The sequence below is a fragment of the Pseudoalteromonas galatheae genome (genome assembly GCF_005886105.2).
Lineage (GTDB): Bacteria > Pseudomonadota > Gammaproteobacteria > Enterobacterales > Alteromonadaceae > Pseudoalteromonas > Pseudoalteromonas galatheae.
Genome location: NZ_PNCO02000001.1, coordinates 3,778,923 through 3,797,771 on the forward strand (window position 1 = coordinate 3,778,923; position 18,849 = coordinate 3,797,771).

Sequence of the window (18,849 nt, forward strand, 5' to 3'; positions counted from 1 at the left end):
AACTTTCCTTCTTATTGTAATCGCTTTAGTTTTTCCTTGAGCTCATCGGTTAACAAGGCGCTGCGAAACACTTCGTTTCCTTGAGCGTCTAGTAAAATGTGTGTTGGAGTGCCCACAATTTTAAACTTTTCAACCATTTGTCCTCGTTGGTCAAAAATGGTCGGGATCGTGTAGTTGTGCCTATCCAAAAAACGTCGAACTAAAGGCTCATTTTGGTTAAATCCGACATTGACCGAGATCACCTCTAACTTTTCATTTGTTTTTTCATACGTTTCCTGCAAGTGCGGCATTTCTTCTAGGCAATAGCTACACCAAGTTGCCCAAAATTTTAGGTAAATTGGTTTATCACCAACAGGTAGAGATTCACCATTCATGCCTGTTGCTTCAAATGAAACGGGAGATGGTGAGTTAGCGTAAACGGGTGCGGTACATGCCATTGTGGTGCATAAGAGCACGGTGTGGATTGGATATTTCATTTCACTTCCTCGTATTATTAAAAGTAAATCAGTTGCCCTGCTTTGATTAGGTAGTATTGGGCCATAAATAGGAGTAATAGGAACATCAGCCACTGAATGGTTGACATCCACTTGCCTGACCTTGGTAACTTAGAGAGATACCCACTAAATATGCCCGCAACAAAAAGCAGCAAACACATTCCTAAAGAAAAGCAAAATAAAAGAGAGGTACCCCAGAGTGGACTTTGTTGCTCAGCTACAAAAAGTAAAATTGCTGCTAAAACGGGCGAGCTACATGGTGCAGCAACGAGAGCGCTCAGTGCTCCCATGGTGAAAGCTGAGTTACTAGATTGGCCACTGAATGATTGCAATCTAGTTGGAACTGGGATCCACCCTTTTAAAATAAAGGCGAATAGTAATAGTAGGTTGGCAAATGTAATCATCACAATTGGATTGCTTGCTATCGCGCCAAACATTTGGCCGGTAAGTGCTGCAATAGCGCCCAAAGCGGAATAGACCACGGCAAAGCCAACACAATATAAAACGGTTCTTACTTTTACTGAGTACTTTGATTGTTGCCCTAGCGTAGCAACCGTAATGGGGATTATTGGGTAAACGCAGGGTGTTAAGCTCGTCAAAATACCCAACAAAAAGGCACTTAACAACCAAATGATATTGGGGGATTCATATTGTAGTGCGGATAAAAAAAGCTGTTCTTCCATTACATTTTTGAGCTTATGTTCTAGTGGTTAAGAACAAAGTAGCGCAATGGTGATATTAAGCTATCAAGAGCCGCTTAAATATAATCAAAAAAGATATAAAATTAATAAAACTATAATAATCATTTGGTTACCTTTATTTTTTGGTTTTACAACTGAACAAAATCCAATCACTTTACTATGGTTTATACAAATGTAGGTAAGTTTAAGTGATATCAATAAGTGAATTAGTGGGTTTGAATAGAGTTCTTAGACCTTTTCTATTCCTATGTGTGAATAGCTCTGAGAGAAGTGCTTTAGTGTATTTTACTGTTTCTAATCCAATTGAAACTAATTTCTAATCTGTTTGAAGGACGAATTGGACAAACTTTTGCTTCGTGAGTAAAAAAAATGTTCTAGCCTCTGAATAGATCAATCAATTGGGAAAATTGGTATTACTTAATTCAATTGGTATAAGTGAGTAGTATCAATAGTGAGAGCGGCAAGATCAAAAAACGGCTCAGAGGAGAGCCGTTTTTCTTAGTATATTACGTCAGAATTAACCGCGTACTTTCATGCCTTTTTTCTCCATGCCACGGTAGATGATAAGCATCTGAGCGATAGAGATAAGGTTTGAAACCAACCAGTAAAGTACCAGACCAGATGGGAACCAAATAAAGAAGATTGAGAACACGACTGGCATGTAAGTCATCATCTTTTGTTGCATTGGGTCTGTAACCGTCATTGGCTGTAGTTTTTGTGTTAGGAACATACTTGCACCAAAAAGCACAGGTAGTACGTAATACGGGTCCATAGCTGAAAGATCCGTTAGCCACAACATAAACTCAGCATGACGTAGTTCTGTTGATTCAAGGAATACGTAGAACAAGGCTAGGAAGATTGGCATTTGTAGTAATAGTGGGAAACAGCCACCCATTGGGTTCACTTTTTCCTTACGGTACATTTCCATCATCGCTTGGCCGAACTTCTGGCGGTCATCGCCATAACGCTCTTTTAGTGCCTGCATCTTAGGCTGTAGCATGCGCATCTTAGCCATTGAGGTGTATTGCGCTTTAGTTAGTGGGTATAGCGCCGTTTTCACAATCAAAGTGATAGCAATAATTGCCAGACCCCAGTTACCTAAAATACCGTAAAGGAACTTAAGCAATGTCAGTAGCGGTTGTGAAATAAACCATAACCAGCCGTAGTCTACAGTGAGATCTAGATCTTCTTGAATTGCCTCAAGCGCTTCTGTGTCTTTAGGACCCATATAGTACACCGCATGGATAGTTGCCGTGCTATTTGCTTGAACATTAGTTGGCTCGCTCTTCATACCAACAATACCATTACCATTTCTAAGCGCGGTATAAATCGTATTATTGGTTTGCTGATCTGGCACCCATGCACTGACGAAGTAGTGCTGTAAGAAAGCAACATAGCCGCCTTGGGTATTTTTATTTAGGTTTGCATCCGCCATATCAGAGAAGCTGTATTTCTCATAAGGTTCTTCAGCGGTACCATAGGCTGCGCCTAAGTAGGTCTGATCAACCATGCTGCCTTTATCTTGGCGTGTACGTTTGATTTGTGTGTACAGTTGTACTTGAACAGGTGATGAGGTGGTGTTGTTAACCTGATATTCTAAGTCAACGTCATATTTGCCTGCTTTAAATATATAGGTCTTTGTGTACTGTACGCCTTTCTCATCAGTAAAAGTTAGTGGTACACGTAATGTATCGCCATTAAGCTCATATTGCTGTTGTGCAGACTCGTATACTGGGCGACCAGCTTTGTTTGCATCTGGGCCGTTTAAACCAATTAAACCACTCTGTGAAACATACTGTTTGCCTTCAAATTCACCAAGTAACATGAAAGGCGTGTCGCTGCCATGGGTTTCTGCGTGTTGTAGTAAGTTGGCTTCAACGATGTCACCGCCCTTGGTATCAATCTTTACCGCAAATACATCGGTAGTGATACTAATGACAGAACGTGTTGCCTGAGTTGCTACAACTGGGACATCGGATTGGCTTGATGCTGGTACATCAGCTTGCTCTTCTGTTGGGGTTGAGTTCGCCACTTGTTGTGTGACGGCACTGGTATCAGCTTGTGGTTGGTTTTGTTCTTGTGTCCACTCTTGGAACAGTAGGAACGAAACCAGCAACAAACCGATAAATAAAAACGTGCGTTGCGATTCCATAACAGCTCTTATTTCTCGTGTTGTTTAACTTTAGTCGACTTCACAGGTACAGGATCATCTCCACCTGCGCTCAAAGGGTGACATTTTAATATGCGTTTAACCGCTAACCAACTCCCTTTTGCAATTCCATGTAAATTAATTGCTTGAATTGCATAACTAGAACAGGTCGGGTTAAAGCGACAATGAGGCCCTAGTAGGGGGCTAATCCATTGTTGATAACCGCGGATCAGCAATATAAGCAGGTGCTTGGGAAGCGAACAAACTGCTTTGAACTGATTTCTGATCTTGCTACGCCCTGAAGTTGAATTCATGGCTTTGTAGATATCAATTTCCTCAATTTACTGCTTCAACCCAGGTAGGCAAAAACAGACTATTTTTCCATTGATATAGCTGATTAAAAGGTGAGCTAACCTTACCTTAATTGGCGTAAAATTACTATGCTAGCAAGGGTAAATGCGTCGTAAAAAGGAAAGGCTAAAGCAGATTATTGTTTTTTCGCGTTAGCTTGAGGATTTTTTGAACGTTTGTGCTGAGGCTTTGGCTTAAAAGGTGGTTTAGGTGCACCAGGCTTACAACGTTCATTTATTTTGCGCCACATTTTAGTGAGCTGTTTAGTTAGCTCTTCATTAGATTGCTCGTCAACACCAGTTTTGACCATCAGCACAATATCGATATTATCAAGTTTATGGCGATTTAATCGAAAGCTTTCTCGGGCAAGTCGTTTGATACGGTTTCGTTGACATGCTTTTTTGCAGCGTTTTTTAGCTACAGTTAAACCGAGTCTTGGATGACCAACATCATTTGGTTTTGCAAGTAGAGTAAAATAAGGCGTAGCAGCGCGAGCTGGCTCTTGAAATATGCGGGAGTAATGCGAGGGAGTTAACAGACGTAACTCCCTGCTAAAGCTAAAGTCTTCCACTAAATATTAAGCAGAAAGTACTTTACGGCCTTTAGCACGACGACGTGCTAATACTTTACGACCGTTCTTAGTCGCCATGCGAGCACGGAAACCGTGAGTGCGCTTGCGCTTAAGTACGCTAGGTTGAAAAGTTCTTTTCATAACAATTCCATCCGATCGGTTAAAAGTTAAAACATCCTATGCAGGTCGCGATCCTGGCACAGGTGCCATTGCGAGCGCGAGATATTAAAGCTGAGCGCGTCTAAAGTCAATCAAAATCTGTTCTCGGTGACTAAATAATCCACAGCGAGAGGTTCTATATCCTTTATATAGACAAAACTTGGCAAAGCTATCGAGCAAACATAGACGATCTACATAAAGTAGGATCAATACGAAATCGATCTGCATAGATCTGATCCGATGGGCGGCATTATAGCATTTAGTAAGAATAGGAAAAGCTCTGGAAAACTAAATTTGATCTTAATTTTGGGGTGAGATCGGGAGAGTTTTTTGCTATGATCTTACTTGTGGGTAAAAAATAAAAACCTTTAAATTTCATGTGTTTATTTTTTTACTAGGGTGAGATCTTGCTTTTTCTAAATGTCAATATTGAACTTGTGGATAAGATCACTTCATAATACCCCGCTTCCACCAGTGATTTTGTAATAAAAACTAAGCATTTCCGGCGATCCTTTCATTTAGATCTGACTATTCTAGATCTGAATGCTCTATTTTTTATTCCCGGGAATCAAAACCTATTGGAGTTCAGAGTGTATCTGTCGGTTTGGCAAAGTTGTTTATATGTTTTGCAAGATGAATTGCCATCTCAGCAATTTAGCATGTGGGTTAGACCACTACAGGCAGAAAGTACTGATGATACGCTAACTATCTATGCGCCAAATCGTTTCGTATTAGATTGGGTACGGGAAAAGTATCTCCACCGCATCAATGAACTACTGATTGAGATCTGTGGTGATGAAGCGCCAGAACTACGCTTTGATGTAGGTAGCAAACCTGTGTTGGCTGCACAACCCAGTGTATCCAGCGAAAAGGCTGCAAGTGTAGGTCATGCAGCGGATAACGTGTCTATGCTGCAAGGCACTCAGCCAAAAATGGCAGAAAAAGTTGAGCCGGCTCCTAAATCTTCGCACAAGTCTAATATCAAAGAGAATTATACCTTTGATAACTTTGTAGAAGGTAAATCTAACCAGCTGGCTAAAGCTGCTGCAACACAAGTTGCTGATAATCCAGGTTCTGCATTCAACCCCGTATTTATTTATGGTGGTACAGGTTTGGGTAAGACGCACCTGTTACACGCCGTAGGTAATGGCATCATTGAACAAAAACCGGATGCAAAAATTGTTTATATGCATTCAGAGCGTTTTGTTCAGGACATGGTTAAAGCACTACAAAATAATGCCATTGAAGAATTTAAGCGTTACTACCGCAGCGTTGATGCATTGATGATTGATGATATCCAATTCTTTGCAAACAAAGAGCGTTCGCAAGAAGAATTCTTCCATACTTTTAATGCGCTGCTTGAAGGCAACCAACAAATTATTCTAACTTCTGACCGTTACCCTAAAGAAATAGAAGGGGTTGAGGACCGACTGAAGTCGCGCTTTGGTTGGGGGTTAACTATTGCTATTGAGCCACCAGAATTAGAGACTCGCGTTGCTATTTTAATGAAGAAAGCGCAGCAAAGTAATATTAACTTGCCACACGAAGTTGCCTTTTTTATCGCTAAGAAATTACGCTCAAATGTGCGAGAGTTAGAAGGTGCGTTAAACCGCGTGATAGCTAATGCCAACTTCACTGGTCGTCCAATTTCTATCGACTTTGTTAAAGAGGCGCTACGTGACTTACTAGCGCTACAGGACAAACTCGTTACCATCGATAATATCCAGCGCACCGTAGCGGAATATTATCGAATTCGTGTTTCTGACTTATTGTCAAAACGTCGTAGCCGTTCAGTTGCAAGACCAAGACAAGTTGCCATGGCATTGTCTAAAGAACTGACAAACCACAGCTTACCAGAAATAGGTGATGCATTTGGTGGCCGCGACCATACCACCGTGTTACACGCGTGTAGAAAAGTAAAAGCACTTCGTGATGAAAGTCATGAGGTAAAAGAAGATTATCAAAACTTAATTAGAACGCTGTCTTCTTAAGGGTTAAATGATGCAAATAACGATTCCAAGAGAACTATTTTTAAAGCCACTGGTACAGGTGTCGGGTGCCATTGAGCGCAAACATACACTACCTATTTTGTCTAATGTATTGCTAGAAGTGAAAAATGGCGCATTACATATGACAGGTACAGATTTAGAGATAGAGCTTGTTGCATCTGTTGCCCTTGAAACAAATGTGCCAGACGCCAAGATCACTTTGCCGGCGAAAAAGCTTCTAGATATTTGTAAGAGCTTGCCTGATAACTCTGATTTAGTGCTGAGTAGTCAGGAGCATCAACTTTTACTGACTAGCGGTCAAAGTCGCTTTTCATTGACAACCTTAGCAGCCGAAGATTTCCCTAATCTTGAAGAGTGGGACGGTGAGGTTGAGTTTGCCATAACGCGTTTAGAGCTGAGAAAATTACTAGAAGCAACGCATTTCTCTATGGCTAACCAAGACGTACGTTACTATTTAAATGGTATGTCGTTCGAAGTAGATAATAATGAAATTAAAACGGTAGCCACTGATGGTCACCGTTTGGCAATTGCGCAGCAAAAATTACCTGAGTCATTGCAAACGCAGCGTCAATTGATCATTCCTCGTAAGGGCGTGCAAGAGATCATGCGCTTACTGCCTGCGGATGATGAAACTATCACCATTCAATTTGGCGCTAATCATGTGCGTATCATCGACAGCGAATTTACTTTTACGAGTAAGCTGGTGGATGGTCGATTCCCTGATTATCGTCGCGTATTACCTCGTGGCGGGGACAAGTTGGTTACCGCAAACCGCGATTGGCTACGTAGTGCATTTCAGCGCGTATCTATTCTTTCTAACGAGAAGTTTCGTGGCGTGCGATTGAATCTGAGTAGTGGGCAATTGAAAATTAGTGCCAATAACCCAGAGCAGGAGCAAGCAGAAGAAATTGTTGAGGTAGGTTATCAAGGCGATGATCTTGAAGTAGGTTTTAACGTTTCTTACTTATTAGATGTGTTAAATACAATAAAGTCTGAAGATGTGCAATTTACGCTTTCTGATGCAAACAGCAGTGCGCTTATTGAAGCCGCTGGTGACGAACATGCAATGTATGTAGTTATGCCGATGCGTTTATAGATTTATGAGTTTAACTCACCTTAGCCTCAATGCGTTTCGAAACATTGAGGCGATGGCGCTTTCACCTAGTAATGCCGTTAATGTCATTCTCGGTGAAAATGGTAGCGGTAAAACCAGTCTGCTTGAAGCCATTTACTTTCTCTCCAGTGGTAAATCTTTCCGTACCAATCTGCAAAAATTAATGATCAAGCATGAAGCTTCTCATTGCGTTGTTCATGCTAAAAAACAACTACATAACTTGTCTATACCGCTTGGTATTAGTAAATATACCAGTGGTGAAACTAAGCTTCGAATTCAGGGGCAGGCAAGTCGGAAAGTGGCAGAATTGGCACAGGTTTTACCTGTTCAAGTTATTACACCAGAAAGCTATGAGCTGTTTTTTGGTGGTCCAAAAGAGCGTCGTAAGTTTCTTGATTTAGGTGTGTTCCACGTGGAACATCAGTTCTATTCCACATGGAAAATGTTCAATCAGGTGCTCAAGCAACGTAATGCTTTATTGAAATCTAAACCGAGAGATCTCCAATCCCAGCTAAGTTATTGGGATAAGGAGTTTGTACGCCTTGCTGAGCAAATAAATATGTTTAGAGAGGCTTATATAGGTAGGTTTCAGACGCATTTTTTTGATAAGATAGGGGATATAAGCCCTATATTTAAAGGCCTTGAAATTCGCTTTCAAGCGGGCTGGAAGGGGGAACTAGCTGAGGTATTAACGAATCAGTTAGAGCGAGATGTAAAACTTGGCTATACAAGTAAAGGGCCGCATAAGGCTGACTTTAACTTTTATACTCAAGGAAACAGCGTAGAACATATTTTTTCTCGTGGCCAACTCAAGTTATTACTGTATGCACTTAAAGTAATGCAAAACAGTTTGATTGACCAAGAGAGTAATAAGCAGTCAATTCTGCTTATTGACGATTTACCTTCGGAGCTTAGTGAAGATACTAAGGTGGCGGTATCGCGTCTGTTGGCGCAATGTCAGTCACAGCTGTTTATCACTGCTATCACTCCAGAAAGTATTGCCGCCGTTATTGAACCAATGGAACGTGAAATTAAAATGTTCCACGTGGAACATGGCAGCTTAATAACAAAATAATTGGAAGAAACCATGTCGGAAAATTACGATTCGTCGAGTATTAAAGTACTTAAAGGATTGGATGCTGTAAGAAAGCGTCCGGGAATGTATATCGGTGACACAGACGATGGTACTGGTTTACATCACATGGTGTTTGAGGTCGTTGATAACTCAATCGACGAAGCACTAGCAGGATATTGTGACGATATTTTCGTAACAATTCATACCGATGGCTCTGTATCTGTTCGAGATAATGGTCGTGGTATCCCAACTTCAATTCACGAAGAAGAAGGGGTTTCTGCGGCGGAAGTTATCATGACTGTACTACATGCCGGTGGTAAATTTGATGATAACTCATATAAAGTATCTGGCGGTTTGCACGGTGTAGGTGTTTCTGTTGTAAATGCACTTTCTGAAAAACTACAATTAACAATCCGCCGTGATGGCAAAGTGCATCAGCAAAAATACACTATGGGTGTTCCAGATGCGCCGCTAGGTGTTATCGGTGAAGCTGAATCTACTGGTACTGAATTAAGATTCTGGCCAAGTGCTGAAACTTTCTCAGATACAAATTTCCACTACGATATTCTAGCCAAGCGCCTACGTGAACTATCTTTCCTTAACTCTGGTGTGAGCATCATTTTGAGTGATGAGCGCGAAGAGAATAAACAAGATCACTTCAAATACGAAGGCGGTATTCAAGCATTCGTTGCGTATCTAAATCGTAAGAAGACACCAGTTCATCAAAATGTTTTCCACTTTTCGACGGAACGTGACGATGGCATTAGCGTAGAAGTCTCTATGCAATGGAATGATGGATTCCAAGAAAACATCTACTGTTTTACGAATAACATCCCTCAACGCGATGGTGGTACTCACTTAGCAGGTTTCCGTGCAGCGCTTACACGTACGCTTAACACCTACATGGAAAAAGAAGGCTTTAATAAAAAGTATAAAACCAGTGCTACGGGTGACGATGCCCGTGAAGGTTTGACCGCTGTTGTTAGTGTTAAAGTTCCTGACCCTAAGTTCTCTTCACAGACAAAAGACAAGCTCGTCTCTAGCGAAGTGAAAGGGGCTGTTGAGCAAATGATGGCTGAAAAGCTAACTGAATTTTTGCTTGAAAACCCAGGCGATGCGAAAACCGTTGTAAATAAAATCGTTGATGCGGCGCGCGCGCGTGAAGCTGCACGTAAAGCACGTGAAATGACTCGTCGTAAAGGGGTCATGGATTTAGCCGGTCTACCGGGTAAACTCGCTGACTGCCAGGAACGAGATCCTGCACTTTCTGAACTATATATAGTGGAGGGTGACTCGGCGGGTGGTTCTGCTAAGCAAGGTCGTAATCGTAAGAACCAAGCTATCTTGCCTCTTAAAGGTAAAATCCTGAACGTAGAAAAAGCACGCTTTGATAAGATGCTTTCTTCTCAGGAAGTGGCAACACTAATTACTGCATTAGGCTGTGGTATTGGCCGTGATGAATATAACCCTGAAAAGCTAAGATATCACCGCATCATCATCATGACCGATGCGGACGTGGATGGCTCACACATCCGTACGCTGCTACTGACTTTCTTCTATCGTCAAATGCCAGAAATCATCGAACGCGGTTATGTCTATATTGCTCAGCCACCACTATACAAAGTGAAGAAAGGTAAGCAAGAGCGCTATATTAAAGATGATAATGCACTAACTTCATACCTAACAACATTGGCACTTAACGATGCTGCGTTATACCCAGCAGAAGGTGCTGAGCCAATTTCTGGTAACAAGTTAGAAAACTTAGTGCATGATTATCAAAATACGATAGATATCATTGAACGTTTAAAGCGTAAGTACCCGTCTTCAATCATGAACCGTTTGCTTTATCAGCCTGAGCTGACAGAGGCTGATTTATCTGATGAAGCAAAAGTAACAGCATGGACAGAAAGCCTTGTAGCTGATCTTGTGAAGAAAGACGAAGATGCTACTATCTTTAACGCGGAAGTGGCATTTGATGAAGAGCGCCACATGTATTATCCAGTGATCAATATTCGTCAGCACGGTGTTGATAAAGCGCATACTTTGAACTTCGACTTTATTACATCTAAAGATTATGTCCGCATTGCGAACACTGGTCGTCAAATTGGTAGTTTGATCAGCGAAGGCGGTTACGTACAGCGTGGTGAGAAGACTCAAGCAATCGAATACTTTGAGACTGGTCTTGAATGGCTTATCTCAGAGTCTAAGCGCGGCTTGTATACACAACGCTATAAAGGATTGGGTGAGATGAACCCTGACCAACTTTGGGAAACAACGATGGATCCAGATGCTCGTCGTATGCTACGTGTGACCATTGAAGATGCCATTGCTGCAGACCAATTGTTTGCAACCTTGATGGGGGACCAAGTTGAACCTCGTCGAGAGTTTATCGAAACAAATGCACTGAGAGTTGTTAACTTAGACGTGTAAACTCAAACATCTAGTAAAAAGGAGGGATTTTCCCTCCTTTTTTTATGCTTTAAAGCTTAAAACCCTTCTGCGCTCGCGGTATACTGAGCATAATTTTCAATCATTGAATCTAGCGTGGGCGCCAAATTACTGAAGGCGTTTACATACGATAAGTACCAGATAAAAATAAGCCAACTATGCAAAAATACGATATCAAAACCTTCCAAGGTTTGATCCTGGCTTTACAGGATTACTGGGCGCAGCAAGGCTGTGTTGTAGCTCAACCTTTAGATATGGAAGTTGGTGCGGGTACATTCCACCCGATGACCTTCCTTAAGTCCATTGGTCCTGAGCCAATGTCGAGCGCATACGTACAACCTTGTCGCCGCCCGACAGATGGTCGCTATGGTGAAAACCCTAACCGTCTTCAGCATTACTACCAATTCCAAGTTGTATTGAAGCCATCGCCTGAGAATATTCAGGAACTCTACCTCGGCTCTCTAGAAGCGCTGGGCATTGATACATTGACGCACGAAGTACGTTTTGTTGAAGACAACTGGGAATCACCAACGCTAGGTGCTTGGGGATTAGGTTGGGAAGTATGGTTGAATGGCATGGAAGTGACTCAGTTTACCTACTTCCAGCAAGTTGGCGGTATTGAATGTTCACCGGTAACGGGTGAAATTACTTATGGTTTAGAGCGCCTTGCAATGTATATACAAGGTGTAGATAGCATTTATGATCTCGTTTGGACAGATGGTCCAATGGGACGCGTAACTTATGGTGACGTGTTCATGCAAAACGAGATAGAACAGTCGACATATAACTTTGAATATGCGGATGTAGAGGCATTGTTCAAGCAGTTTGACCAGTGTGAAAAAGAAAGCGAAAAGCTAATCGAAGCAGGGCTTCCTCTACCAGCTTATGAGCAGGTAATGAAGGCATCTCATGCATTTAACCTGTTAGACGCACGTCACGCTATCTCAGTAACTGAGCGTCAGCGCTATATATTAAGAGTTCGTGCTTTATCAAAAGCCTGTGCACAGGCTTACTATGATGCACGTGAAGCACTTGGCTTCCCGCTTTGTAAGGATAAATAATGTCGACTGAAAACTTACTCGTAGAAATTGGTACTGAAGAGCTACCACCAAAGGCGTTACGCAACCTTGCTGAGTCATTCGCAGAAAATACTAGGCAAGAACTTGAAGCATTAGAGCTTAATCATGAAGGCGTGAGCTGGTATGCATCACCTCGTCGCTTAGGTATTCAAGTTAAAGCATTACAAACGCAACAGGCCGACAAAGTAGTCGAAAAACGTGGTCCAGCTATTCAGGCAGCATTTGACGCCGATGGTAACGCGACTAAAGCGGCGCTAGGTTGGGCTCGTGGTTGTGGTATTGATATTAATGATGCTGAGCGTTTAGAAACTGATAAAGGCACTTGGCTGCTACACAAAGCGAAAGTAGAGGGGCAACAGACCTTAGCGTTACTAAGCGATGTGATCAATAAAGCACTGGCTAAGTTACCTATTCCAAAGCCGATGCGCTGGGGTGCGAACAAGACGCAATTTATCCGTCCAGTACATACCGTGGCTGCACTACTTGGTAGTCAACAAGTTGAAGGTGAAGTGCTAGGTAAAGCTATCAGCAATGAGCTGCAGGGACATCGATTCCATCACCCTGAGCGTGTTCGTGTTGAACATGCGGATGATAGTCATGTAGTGCTAAAAGGTGCATACGTTATTGCGGATTACGAAGCACGTAAAGCGTTAATTCGAGGCCAAATTGAAGCTGAAGCTGAAAAGCTCGGCGCGCAAGTCGCGATGGATGAAGACCTTCTTGAAGAAGTTACATCGCTAGTCGAGTGGCCAGTCACTTTAGTTGCTTCTTTTGAAGAAGCCTTCTTGCAAGTGCCAGATGAAGCACTTATCTACACCATGAAAGACGACCAAAAGTACTTTCCACTGTTAGATAAGCAAGGCAACTTGATCAACAAGTTCTTGTTTGTTTCTAACATTGAAAGTAAAGATCCGAGCGTGGTGATCTCGGGTAACGAGAAAGTGGTTCGCCCGCGTCTGGCAGATGCTCAGTTCTTCTTTGAAACGGATAAGAAGAAAACGCTGGAAAGCCGTCTTGAGTCACTTGATTCAGTGTTATTTCAGAAGCAGCTTGGCACACTAAAAGACAAGTCAGAGCGTATTTCGGCACTCGCAGGTTTTATTGCGGAGCTGCTTGGTGCTGATAAGGCGCTAGCAGAGCGTGCAGGTTTGCTAAGTAAAACGGATCTTATGACTGAAATGGTCATGGAGTTTACTGACGTTCAGGGCGTGATGGGTATGCATTACGCGCGTATTGATGGTGAAGCGGAAGAAGTTGCACTAGCACAAAATGAGCAATATATGCCGCGTTTTGCGGGTGATAATTTACCGTCTAACCCAATCAGTTTTGCTGTGGCGCTTGCGGATAAGTTTGATACTCTGGTTGGCATTTTTGGTATCGGCCAGACACCAAAAGGCGATAAAGACCCGTTTGCACTTCGCCGTGCTGCCATCGGCGCATTGCGTATTATGGTAGAAAAAGAACTGCCATTAGACATTCAGGATATCGTTGCCAAAGCAATGACGTTATTCGGTAATAAGCTAAGCAATGCAAATGTTGCCGATGAAGTGGTTGAGTTTATGTTAGGTCGTTTCCGTGCCTGGTACCAAGATGAAGGTATCAGCGTAGATGTGATCCAAGCAGTACTTGCAAGACGTCCAACGAGCCCAGTTGATTTTGATCGCCGAGTAAAAGCGGTTAGTCACTTTAGAACGTTGACGGAAGCTGAGGCGTTAGCCGCTGCCAATAAGCGTGTAAACAACATTCTAGCGAAGAATAACGTCGCCTCAGAAGCTGCGGTGGAGAGCTCACTCCTGCAAGAAGAAGCTGAGCAAACATTGGCTGCACAAGTTGCTGCGTTAACTGCTGAGCTTGCACCTGTTTATGCTGAAGGTGATTATCAAACTGCACTGACGCGTTTAGCGAGTCTACGTGAAGCAGTAGATAACTTCTTTGATAACGTTATGGTAATGGCGGACGATGAAGCGGTTAAAGCCAATCGTTTAGCACTACTTAGTCAGTTGAGTAAGCTATTCCTTAATACTGCAGATATTTCAGTGTTACAAAATTAATTGCTGATACAAAAGCCAGCAACTGCTGGCTTTTTGCTGATTGGTAAAAGCAAGTAAAAGGCTGTCTAGCTATGATTAAAAAACAAGGGGCAATGGCGATTGCGCTATTAGCACTTACCGCTTGTAGTAGTAACTTCCAATTGCCAACAACGTCAACTTCACCGGTTGTTGCAGGCGAGTTGGATAAGACAATGTATTTACGCGGTGACTTCACTCTGTGGGATGCCGAACCTCAGTATCGCCTTGAAGAAACACAACCGGGGATCTACGCAACAAAAGCAAGATTCATGAGCCCAGGTAAGGTGTATGAATTTAAAATTGCTGATGAGCAGTGGAGTGAAGGCTACAACTGTGGCTATAAGAGTGAAGGGCAGTTAACGCTAGGACAACCGCTGGTCGCGGATTGTAACACGGTGTATAACTACTTTAGTTTCAAGCCAAGTAAAAAAGGTTGGTACGAAATCCGCTTAGATTATCGTAATCCTCGCTCACCAAAGGTGGTGATTGTAAAATCTTAAAAAAGCGGCAGATGCCGCTTTTTTATTGTCTATGACTCATGAGTTCAAATACAAATAGTGTTAAAGAGGAGATCACTGACCTTTCTTAATCACATATTTGTAGGGAGATTCAGCCACTGCTTTGGCTACCAAAGTGTGATCCATAAATTCACAGAAGCTCGGAATGTCTCTTGTCGTTGAGGGATCATCTGCGATAACTAACAACGTCTCACCTAAGTTCATCCTTCTCACCATGCCTCTAATCATCATTACCGGTTCCGGACAACGTAAGCCTACTGCATCTAAGGTATGGTCGGTATTATCAAAACTCATTGTGGGTGGCCTTGTTCGTTACGTTGTTAGTTAGGAAAACTGCTATTTTAACCGTATGTTGTAAGTAAGCTCAAGTTTGGATAACTCAAGTCTTAGCCAACCGAGGTGAGGTAAATGCAGGTAATAAAAAAGGCAAAACAGCTGTGCCGTTTTGCCTTGGTCACCAAGTTGAAGTTGTGCGCTGGTATTGTCTTAAAGAGCCCAGTACCAGCTGGTTGGAATTAGTTATCTACGCGCTCGAATACGGTAGCGATGCCTTGGCCTAAACCAATACACATAGTTGCAAGGCCGTACTTCGCGCCTTTCTCTTCCATTAAGTTGATAAGCGTTGTGCTAATACGTGAACCTGAGCAACCAAGTGGGTGGCCGAGTGCAATTGCACCACCGTTGAGGTTTACTTTCTCATCTACCTTGTCTAGTAGACCAAGGTCTTTTAGCACTGGTAGTGATTGTGCTGCAAAGGCTTCGTTTAGTTCAGCAACATCAATATCATCAATAGTAATGCCCGCTTGCTTCAAAGCTTTTTGTGATGCTGGGACTGGACCGTAACCCATGATGGAAGGATCGCAACCTGCGACTGCCATTGATTTAACACGAGCACGAATTGGAAGACCGAGTTCTCTTGCTTTAGACTCGCTCATGACCAACATAGCAGAAGCACCGTCAGACAGCGCTGAAGAGGTACCAGCAGTTACCGTACCCGATGCTGGGTTAAATACAGGACGTAGCTGTCCTAGACCTTCTAGGCTTGTCTCTGGACGGATAACTTCGTCATGCTCGACAAGCACTGGCGTGCCATCGGCATCATGACCTTCCATTGGTAGGATTTCTTTTGCAAAACGCCCTTCAAGGGTTGCGGCATGTGCACGCTGGTGTGAACGTACGGCAAATTCATCTTGCTGCTCACGACTGATACCGTGCATTAACGCTAGGTACTCAGCCGTTAACCCCATCACACCAGCAGCTTGTGCAACTGATGTCGCAAGGCCTGGGTGAAAGTCATTACCATGTGTCATTGGTACGTGACCCATGTGCTCAACACCACCGATAAGGTAAGTGTCACCAGCACCTGTCATGATAGCGCGAGCTGCGTCATGTAATGCTTGCATTGATGAACCGCATAGACGGTTAACCGTTACCGCAGGTACAGTATGAGGGATACCTGCCAATAGTGCAGCGTTACGGCCAACGTTAAAGCCTTGCTCTAACGTTTGCTGTACACAGCCCCAGTAAATGTCGTCAATTGAGTCTGGTGCTACTTGAGGGTTACGCTCAAGTAGGCCCTTCATCAAGTGTGCGCTGAGGTCTTCGGCACGTTTATGCTTAAATACACCGCCTTTTGAACGGCCCATTGGGGTACGAATACAATCTACGATTACCGCGTTTTCCATGTTACTGGCCCTCCACTTGATAGAACACTTTACCTTCATCTGCCCACTGTCTAGTTTGCTCAGAAACTTGATAAATTTCACCAAGGTGAGCGTACTTGTCAGCCATTGCTACAAAGTTTGCAAGGCCAATTTGGTCTAGATAGCGGAATGCACCACCTCTGAATGGAGGGAAGCCAATACCGTAGATCAGTGCCATGTCTGCTTCTTGCGGTGAAGCAACAATGTTTTCTTGTAGACACAGTAATACTTCATTGATCATTGGCACCATACAACGCTCAATAATCGTTTGTTTATCAAATTCAGTGGGTGCGTCACAAATGCTGCTCAGCAACTCAAGCGCGCTGTCGTCTTTGCTCTTCTTCAGACGACCTTTGCGATCTGGTGCGTATTGGTAGAAGCCTTTTTGGTTTTTCTGACCAAAGCGTTCGGCAGCCGCAAGTACAGCGACAGGATCTTTGTCTTTACGTGCCATACGAGTAGGGAAGCCATCAGCCATTACGCCAGTACAATGGTTTGCCGTATCAATACCCACTACGTCTAGTAGGTACGCAGGGCCCATTGGCCAGCCGAAGACATTTTCCATCACCTTATCTACTTTTGCGAAGTCAGCACCTTCTACAACAAGTTGGCTGAAGCCTGCAAAGTAAGGGAATAGAACACGGTTCACGAAGAAACCTGGGCAATCGTTAACAACGATAGGAGACTTGCCAAGCTTTAAGGCATAATCTACCACTGCGGCAACGGTTTCATCCGATGTTTGTTCGCCGCGAATGATTTCTACCAATGGCATTTTTGGCACTGGGTTAAAGAAGTGCATACCACAGAAGTTTTCTGGCTTCTCAAGTGCGGTTGCTAACTCATCAATACGAATAGTCGATGTGTTTGATGTTAGAATTGTGCCCTCAGGCAGTTGCGATTCAAGACTCGCCAAGACCGATTTTTTGATCTTTGGATTCTCAACAACGGCTTCAACAATAATATCTGAGCCTTGTAAATCTTGGTCGTTAAGCGTTGGTTTGATTTTACCTAAAGTGGCAATCATTTTATCCATCGACATGTGGCCGCGCTGTACTTTCTTACCAAGTAGTTTTGCAGCCTCACCCATACCAAGGTCTAGGGCACCTTGCTGGATGTCTTTCATGACGATTGGTGTGCCTTTGTAGGCTGATTGGTAAGCGATACCGCCACCCATAATTCCAGCACCTAGCACAGCCGCTTGCTTAATCTCGGTGTTGCTTTGCTTCGCTTGCTTCTTGGCAACCGTTTTGATGTATTGATCCGCTAAGAAAATACCAGTTTGTGCTGCGGCTTCTGCCGTTTTGGCAAGCTTAGCAAAGTTTTGATTTTCGAGTGCCATCGCTTCGCTGCGACTAAGGTTAGCTGCTGCTTTAAGCGTTTGTACCGCCATCATTGGTGCTGGGTAATGGCCCTTGGTTTTTGCCATTACCATGCCTTCTGCCATACCAAAGCTCATGCCTTGCTCAACACGGTTCATTTTCAATGGGTCAAGCTTAACTTGGCGTTTTGCGCGCCAATCCAATTTACCTGCAATAGCTTGCTCTAAGGTACGAATAGCGGCAACCATGAGTTTGTCAGCAGGCACTACACCGTCAACCGCACCCACTTTTAGCGCATCATTCGCTCGGTTTTCTTGGCCTGTGGTGATCCACGTCATTGCGTTGTCAGCGCCGATTAAGCGAGGAAGTCTTACGGTACCACCAAAGCCTGGCATAATGCCAAGCTTAACTTCTGGTAGGCCAATTTTTGCGTTGTCAGTTGCTATACGGTAGTCCGTGGCGAGCAACCACTCGCAGCCACCGCCAAGCGCAAGGCCATTTACTGCAGATAGTGTAGGGAAAGGTAAATCTTCTATTGCGTCGAAGACATCGGTTGCGCTTTTAATCCAACCAACAAGTTCTTCTTCTGGGCGTTGGAAAGTCGGAAGGAATTCGAAAATATCAGCGCCAACAATAAAGTGGTCTTTGTCACTGGTAAAAATTAAGCCTTCGATGTCATCGCGCTGGCTCAATTCGATAAGCGCTTCGTGGCTTTCCTTAAGTACTTGCTGAGATAGTTTATTTACTGAGCCTGGTAGGCAAAACTTAAACTCAGCGATATTGCCTTTGCAAAAATCAACTACAAAGGACTCGCGTTTGATTAACATACATGTTCTCCCGTGCTTTACACTGGTACGATGAGTTGTAATTTCAATCAGTGTGGATCCTTTGGCGGCAAATTGCAATGAAAAATTTACCGCACATTTACTGAAATACCTGAGTCGGTTTGCTATGGTGGCTTAACACACCTCGCATTTAGTGTCATTTATGAGCGTGCTCGCGAGTGACAGGCCGAGCTTTTGGTCTTCAGCGCCATCTTTAGATAAGCATAATTTGGCTGTATTTCAATTTAGGTGTGTATTCTTTTGGC

16 protein-coding genes are annotated in these 18,849 nt (G+C 43.3%); 7 read left to right on the forward strand and 9 right to left on the reverse strand.

Annotated features, from left to right (window positions below):
- Window positions 1-11 precede the first annotated feature (11 nt).
- The 6 genes from CWC29_RS16770 to rpmH all read right to left on the reverse strand — a co-directional run bounded on the left by CWC29_RS16770 (window position 12) and on the right by rpmH (window position 4,407).
- Window positions 12-476 carry a TlpA family protein disulfide reductase gene (locus CWC29_RS16770; RefSeq protein WP_138522623.1) on the reverse strand — a complete coding sequence of 155 codons (465 nt, stop codon included), beginning with the start codon at window positions 474-476 and terminating at the stop codon, window positions 12-14.
- Between the two features lie 17 nt (window positions 477-493).
- Window positions 494-1,177 (reverse strand): cytochrome c biogenesis protein CcdA, encoded by a 684-nt coding sequence (locus CWC29_RS16775; protein WP_128727163.1) that lies wholly within the window; start codon window positions 1,175-1,177, stop codon window positions 494-496.
- A 535-nt stretch (window positions 1,178-1,712) separates the two neighbouring features.
- Complete coding sequence (gene yidC, locus CWC29_RS16780; protein WP_138522625.1) at window positions 1,713-3,347, reverse strand: membrane protein insertase YidC; 1,635 nt, start codon at window positions 3,345-3,347, stop codon at window positions 1,713-1,715.
- 8 nt (window positions 3,348-3,355) lie between these two features.
- Window positions 3,356-3,658 carry a membrane protein insertion efficiency factor YidD gene (gene yidD, locus CWC29_RS16785; RefSeq protein WP_010604158.1) on the reverse strand — a complete coding sequence of 101 codons (303 nt, stop codon included), beginning with the start codon at window positions 3,656-3,658 and terminating at the stop codon, window positions 3,356-3,358.
- 173 nt (window positions 3,659-3,831) lie between these two features.
- Entirely contained in the window at window positions 3,832-4,266 is a 435-nt protein-coding gene (gene rnpA / locus CWC29_RS16790) for a ribonuclease P protein component (RefSeq protein WP_010376847.1), read from the reverse strand.
- A 6-nt stretch (window positions 4,267-4,272) separates the two neighbouring features.
- Window positions 4,273-4,407: a 50S ribosomal protein L34 gene (rpmH, locus tag CWC29_RS16795; RefSeq protein ID WP_010376846.1), complete on the reverse strand. Its 135-nt coding sequence runs from the start codon at window positions 4,405-4,407 to the stop codon at window positions 4,273-4,275.
- Between the two features lie 608 nt (window positions 4,408-5,015).
- Here rpmH and dnaA point away from each other — a divergent pair.
- From dnaA to CWC29_RS16830, 7 genes are all read left to right on the forward strand, one after another.
- The gene (dnaA, locus tag CWC29_RS16800; RefSeq protein WP_138522627.1) at window positions 5,016-6,416 is read left to right on the forward strand and encodes a chromosomal replication initiator protein DnaA; all 1,401 of its coding nucleotides are present in this window, start codon (window positions 5,016-5,018) and stop codon (window positions 6,414-6,416) included.
- A 10-nt stretch (window positions 6,417-6,426) separates the two neighbouring features.
- Window positions 6,427-7,530 (forward strand): DNA polymerase III subunit beta, encoded by a 1,104-nt coding sequence (gene dnaN, locus CWC29_RS16805; protein WP_138522629.1) that lies wholly within the window; start codon window positions 6,427-6,429, stop codon window positions 7,528-7,530.
- Between the two features lie 4 nt (window positions 7,531-7,534).
- Window positions 7,535-8,623, forward strand: a complete 1,089-nt coding sequence (gene recF, locus CWC29_RS16810; protein ID WP_010604162.1) for a DNA replication/repair protein RecF — start codon at window positions 7,535-7,537, stop codon at window positions 8,621-8,623.
- A 12-nt stretch (window positions 8,624-8,635) separates the two neighbouring features.
- A complete protein-coding gene (gene gyrB, locus CWC29_RS16815; protein ID WP_128727160.1) occupies window positions 8,636-11,053 on the forward strand; it encodes a DNA topoisomerase (ATP-hydrolyzing) subunit B in 2,418 nt (805 codons plus the stop codon).
- Between the two features lie 176 nt (window positions 11,054-11,229).
- A complete protein-coding gene (gene glyQ / locus CWC29_RS16820) occupies window positions 11,230-12,132 on the forward strand; it encodes a glycine--tRNA ligase subunit alpha (protein ID WP_010376835.1) in 903 nt (300 codons plus the stop codon).
- Window positions 12,132-14,201: a glycine--tRNA ligase subunit beta gene (gene glyS, locus CWC29_RS16825; protein WP_138522631.1), complete on the forward strand. Its 2,070-nt coding sequence runs from the start codon at window positions 12,132-12,134 to the stop codon at window positions 14,199-14,201. The genes glyQ and glyS overlap by 1 nt, the downstream gene beginning before the upstream one ends.
- A 71-nt stretch (window positions 14,202-14,272) precedes the next feature.
- Entirely contained in the window at window positions 14,273-14,719 is a 447-nt protein-coding gene (locus CWC29_RS16830) for a hypothetical protein (protein WP_010376831.1), read from the forward strand.
- Window positions 14,720-14,791: 72 nt separating this feature from the next.
- Here CWC29_RS16830 and tusA read toward each other — a convergent pair whose 3' ends face one another.
- From tusA to fadB, 3 genes are all read right to left on the reverse strand, one after another.
- On the reverse strand, window positions 14,792-15,031 hold the full coding sequence (gene tusA, locus CWC29_RS16835; protein WP_010376829.1) for a sulfurtransferase TusA: 240 nt from the start codon (window positions 15,029-15,031) through the stop codon (window positions 14,792-14,794).
- 221 nt (window positions 15,032-15,252) lie between these two features.
- Window positions 15,253-16,422 (reverse strand): acetyl-CoA C-acyltransferase FadA, encoded by a 1,170-nt coding sequence (fadA, locus tag CWC29_RS16840; protein WP_128727158.1) that lies wholly within the window; start codon window positions 16,420-16,422, stop codon window positions 15,253-15,255.
- Window position 16,423: 1 nt separating this feature from the next.
- On the reverse strand, window positions 16,424-18,586 hold the full coding sequence (gene fadB, locus CWC29_RS16845) for a fatty acid oxidation complex subunit alpha FadB (RefSeq protein WP_138522633.1): 2,163 nt from the start codon (window positions 18,584-18,586) through the stop codon (window positions 16,424-16,426).
- Window positions 18,587-18,849: the final 263 nt, after the last annotated feature.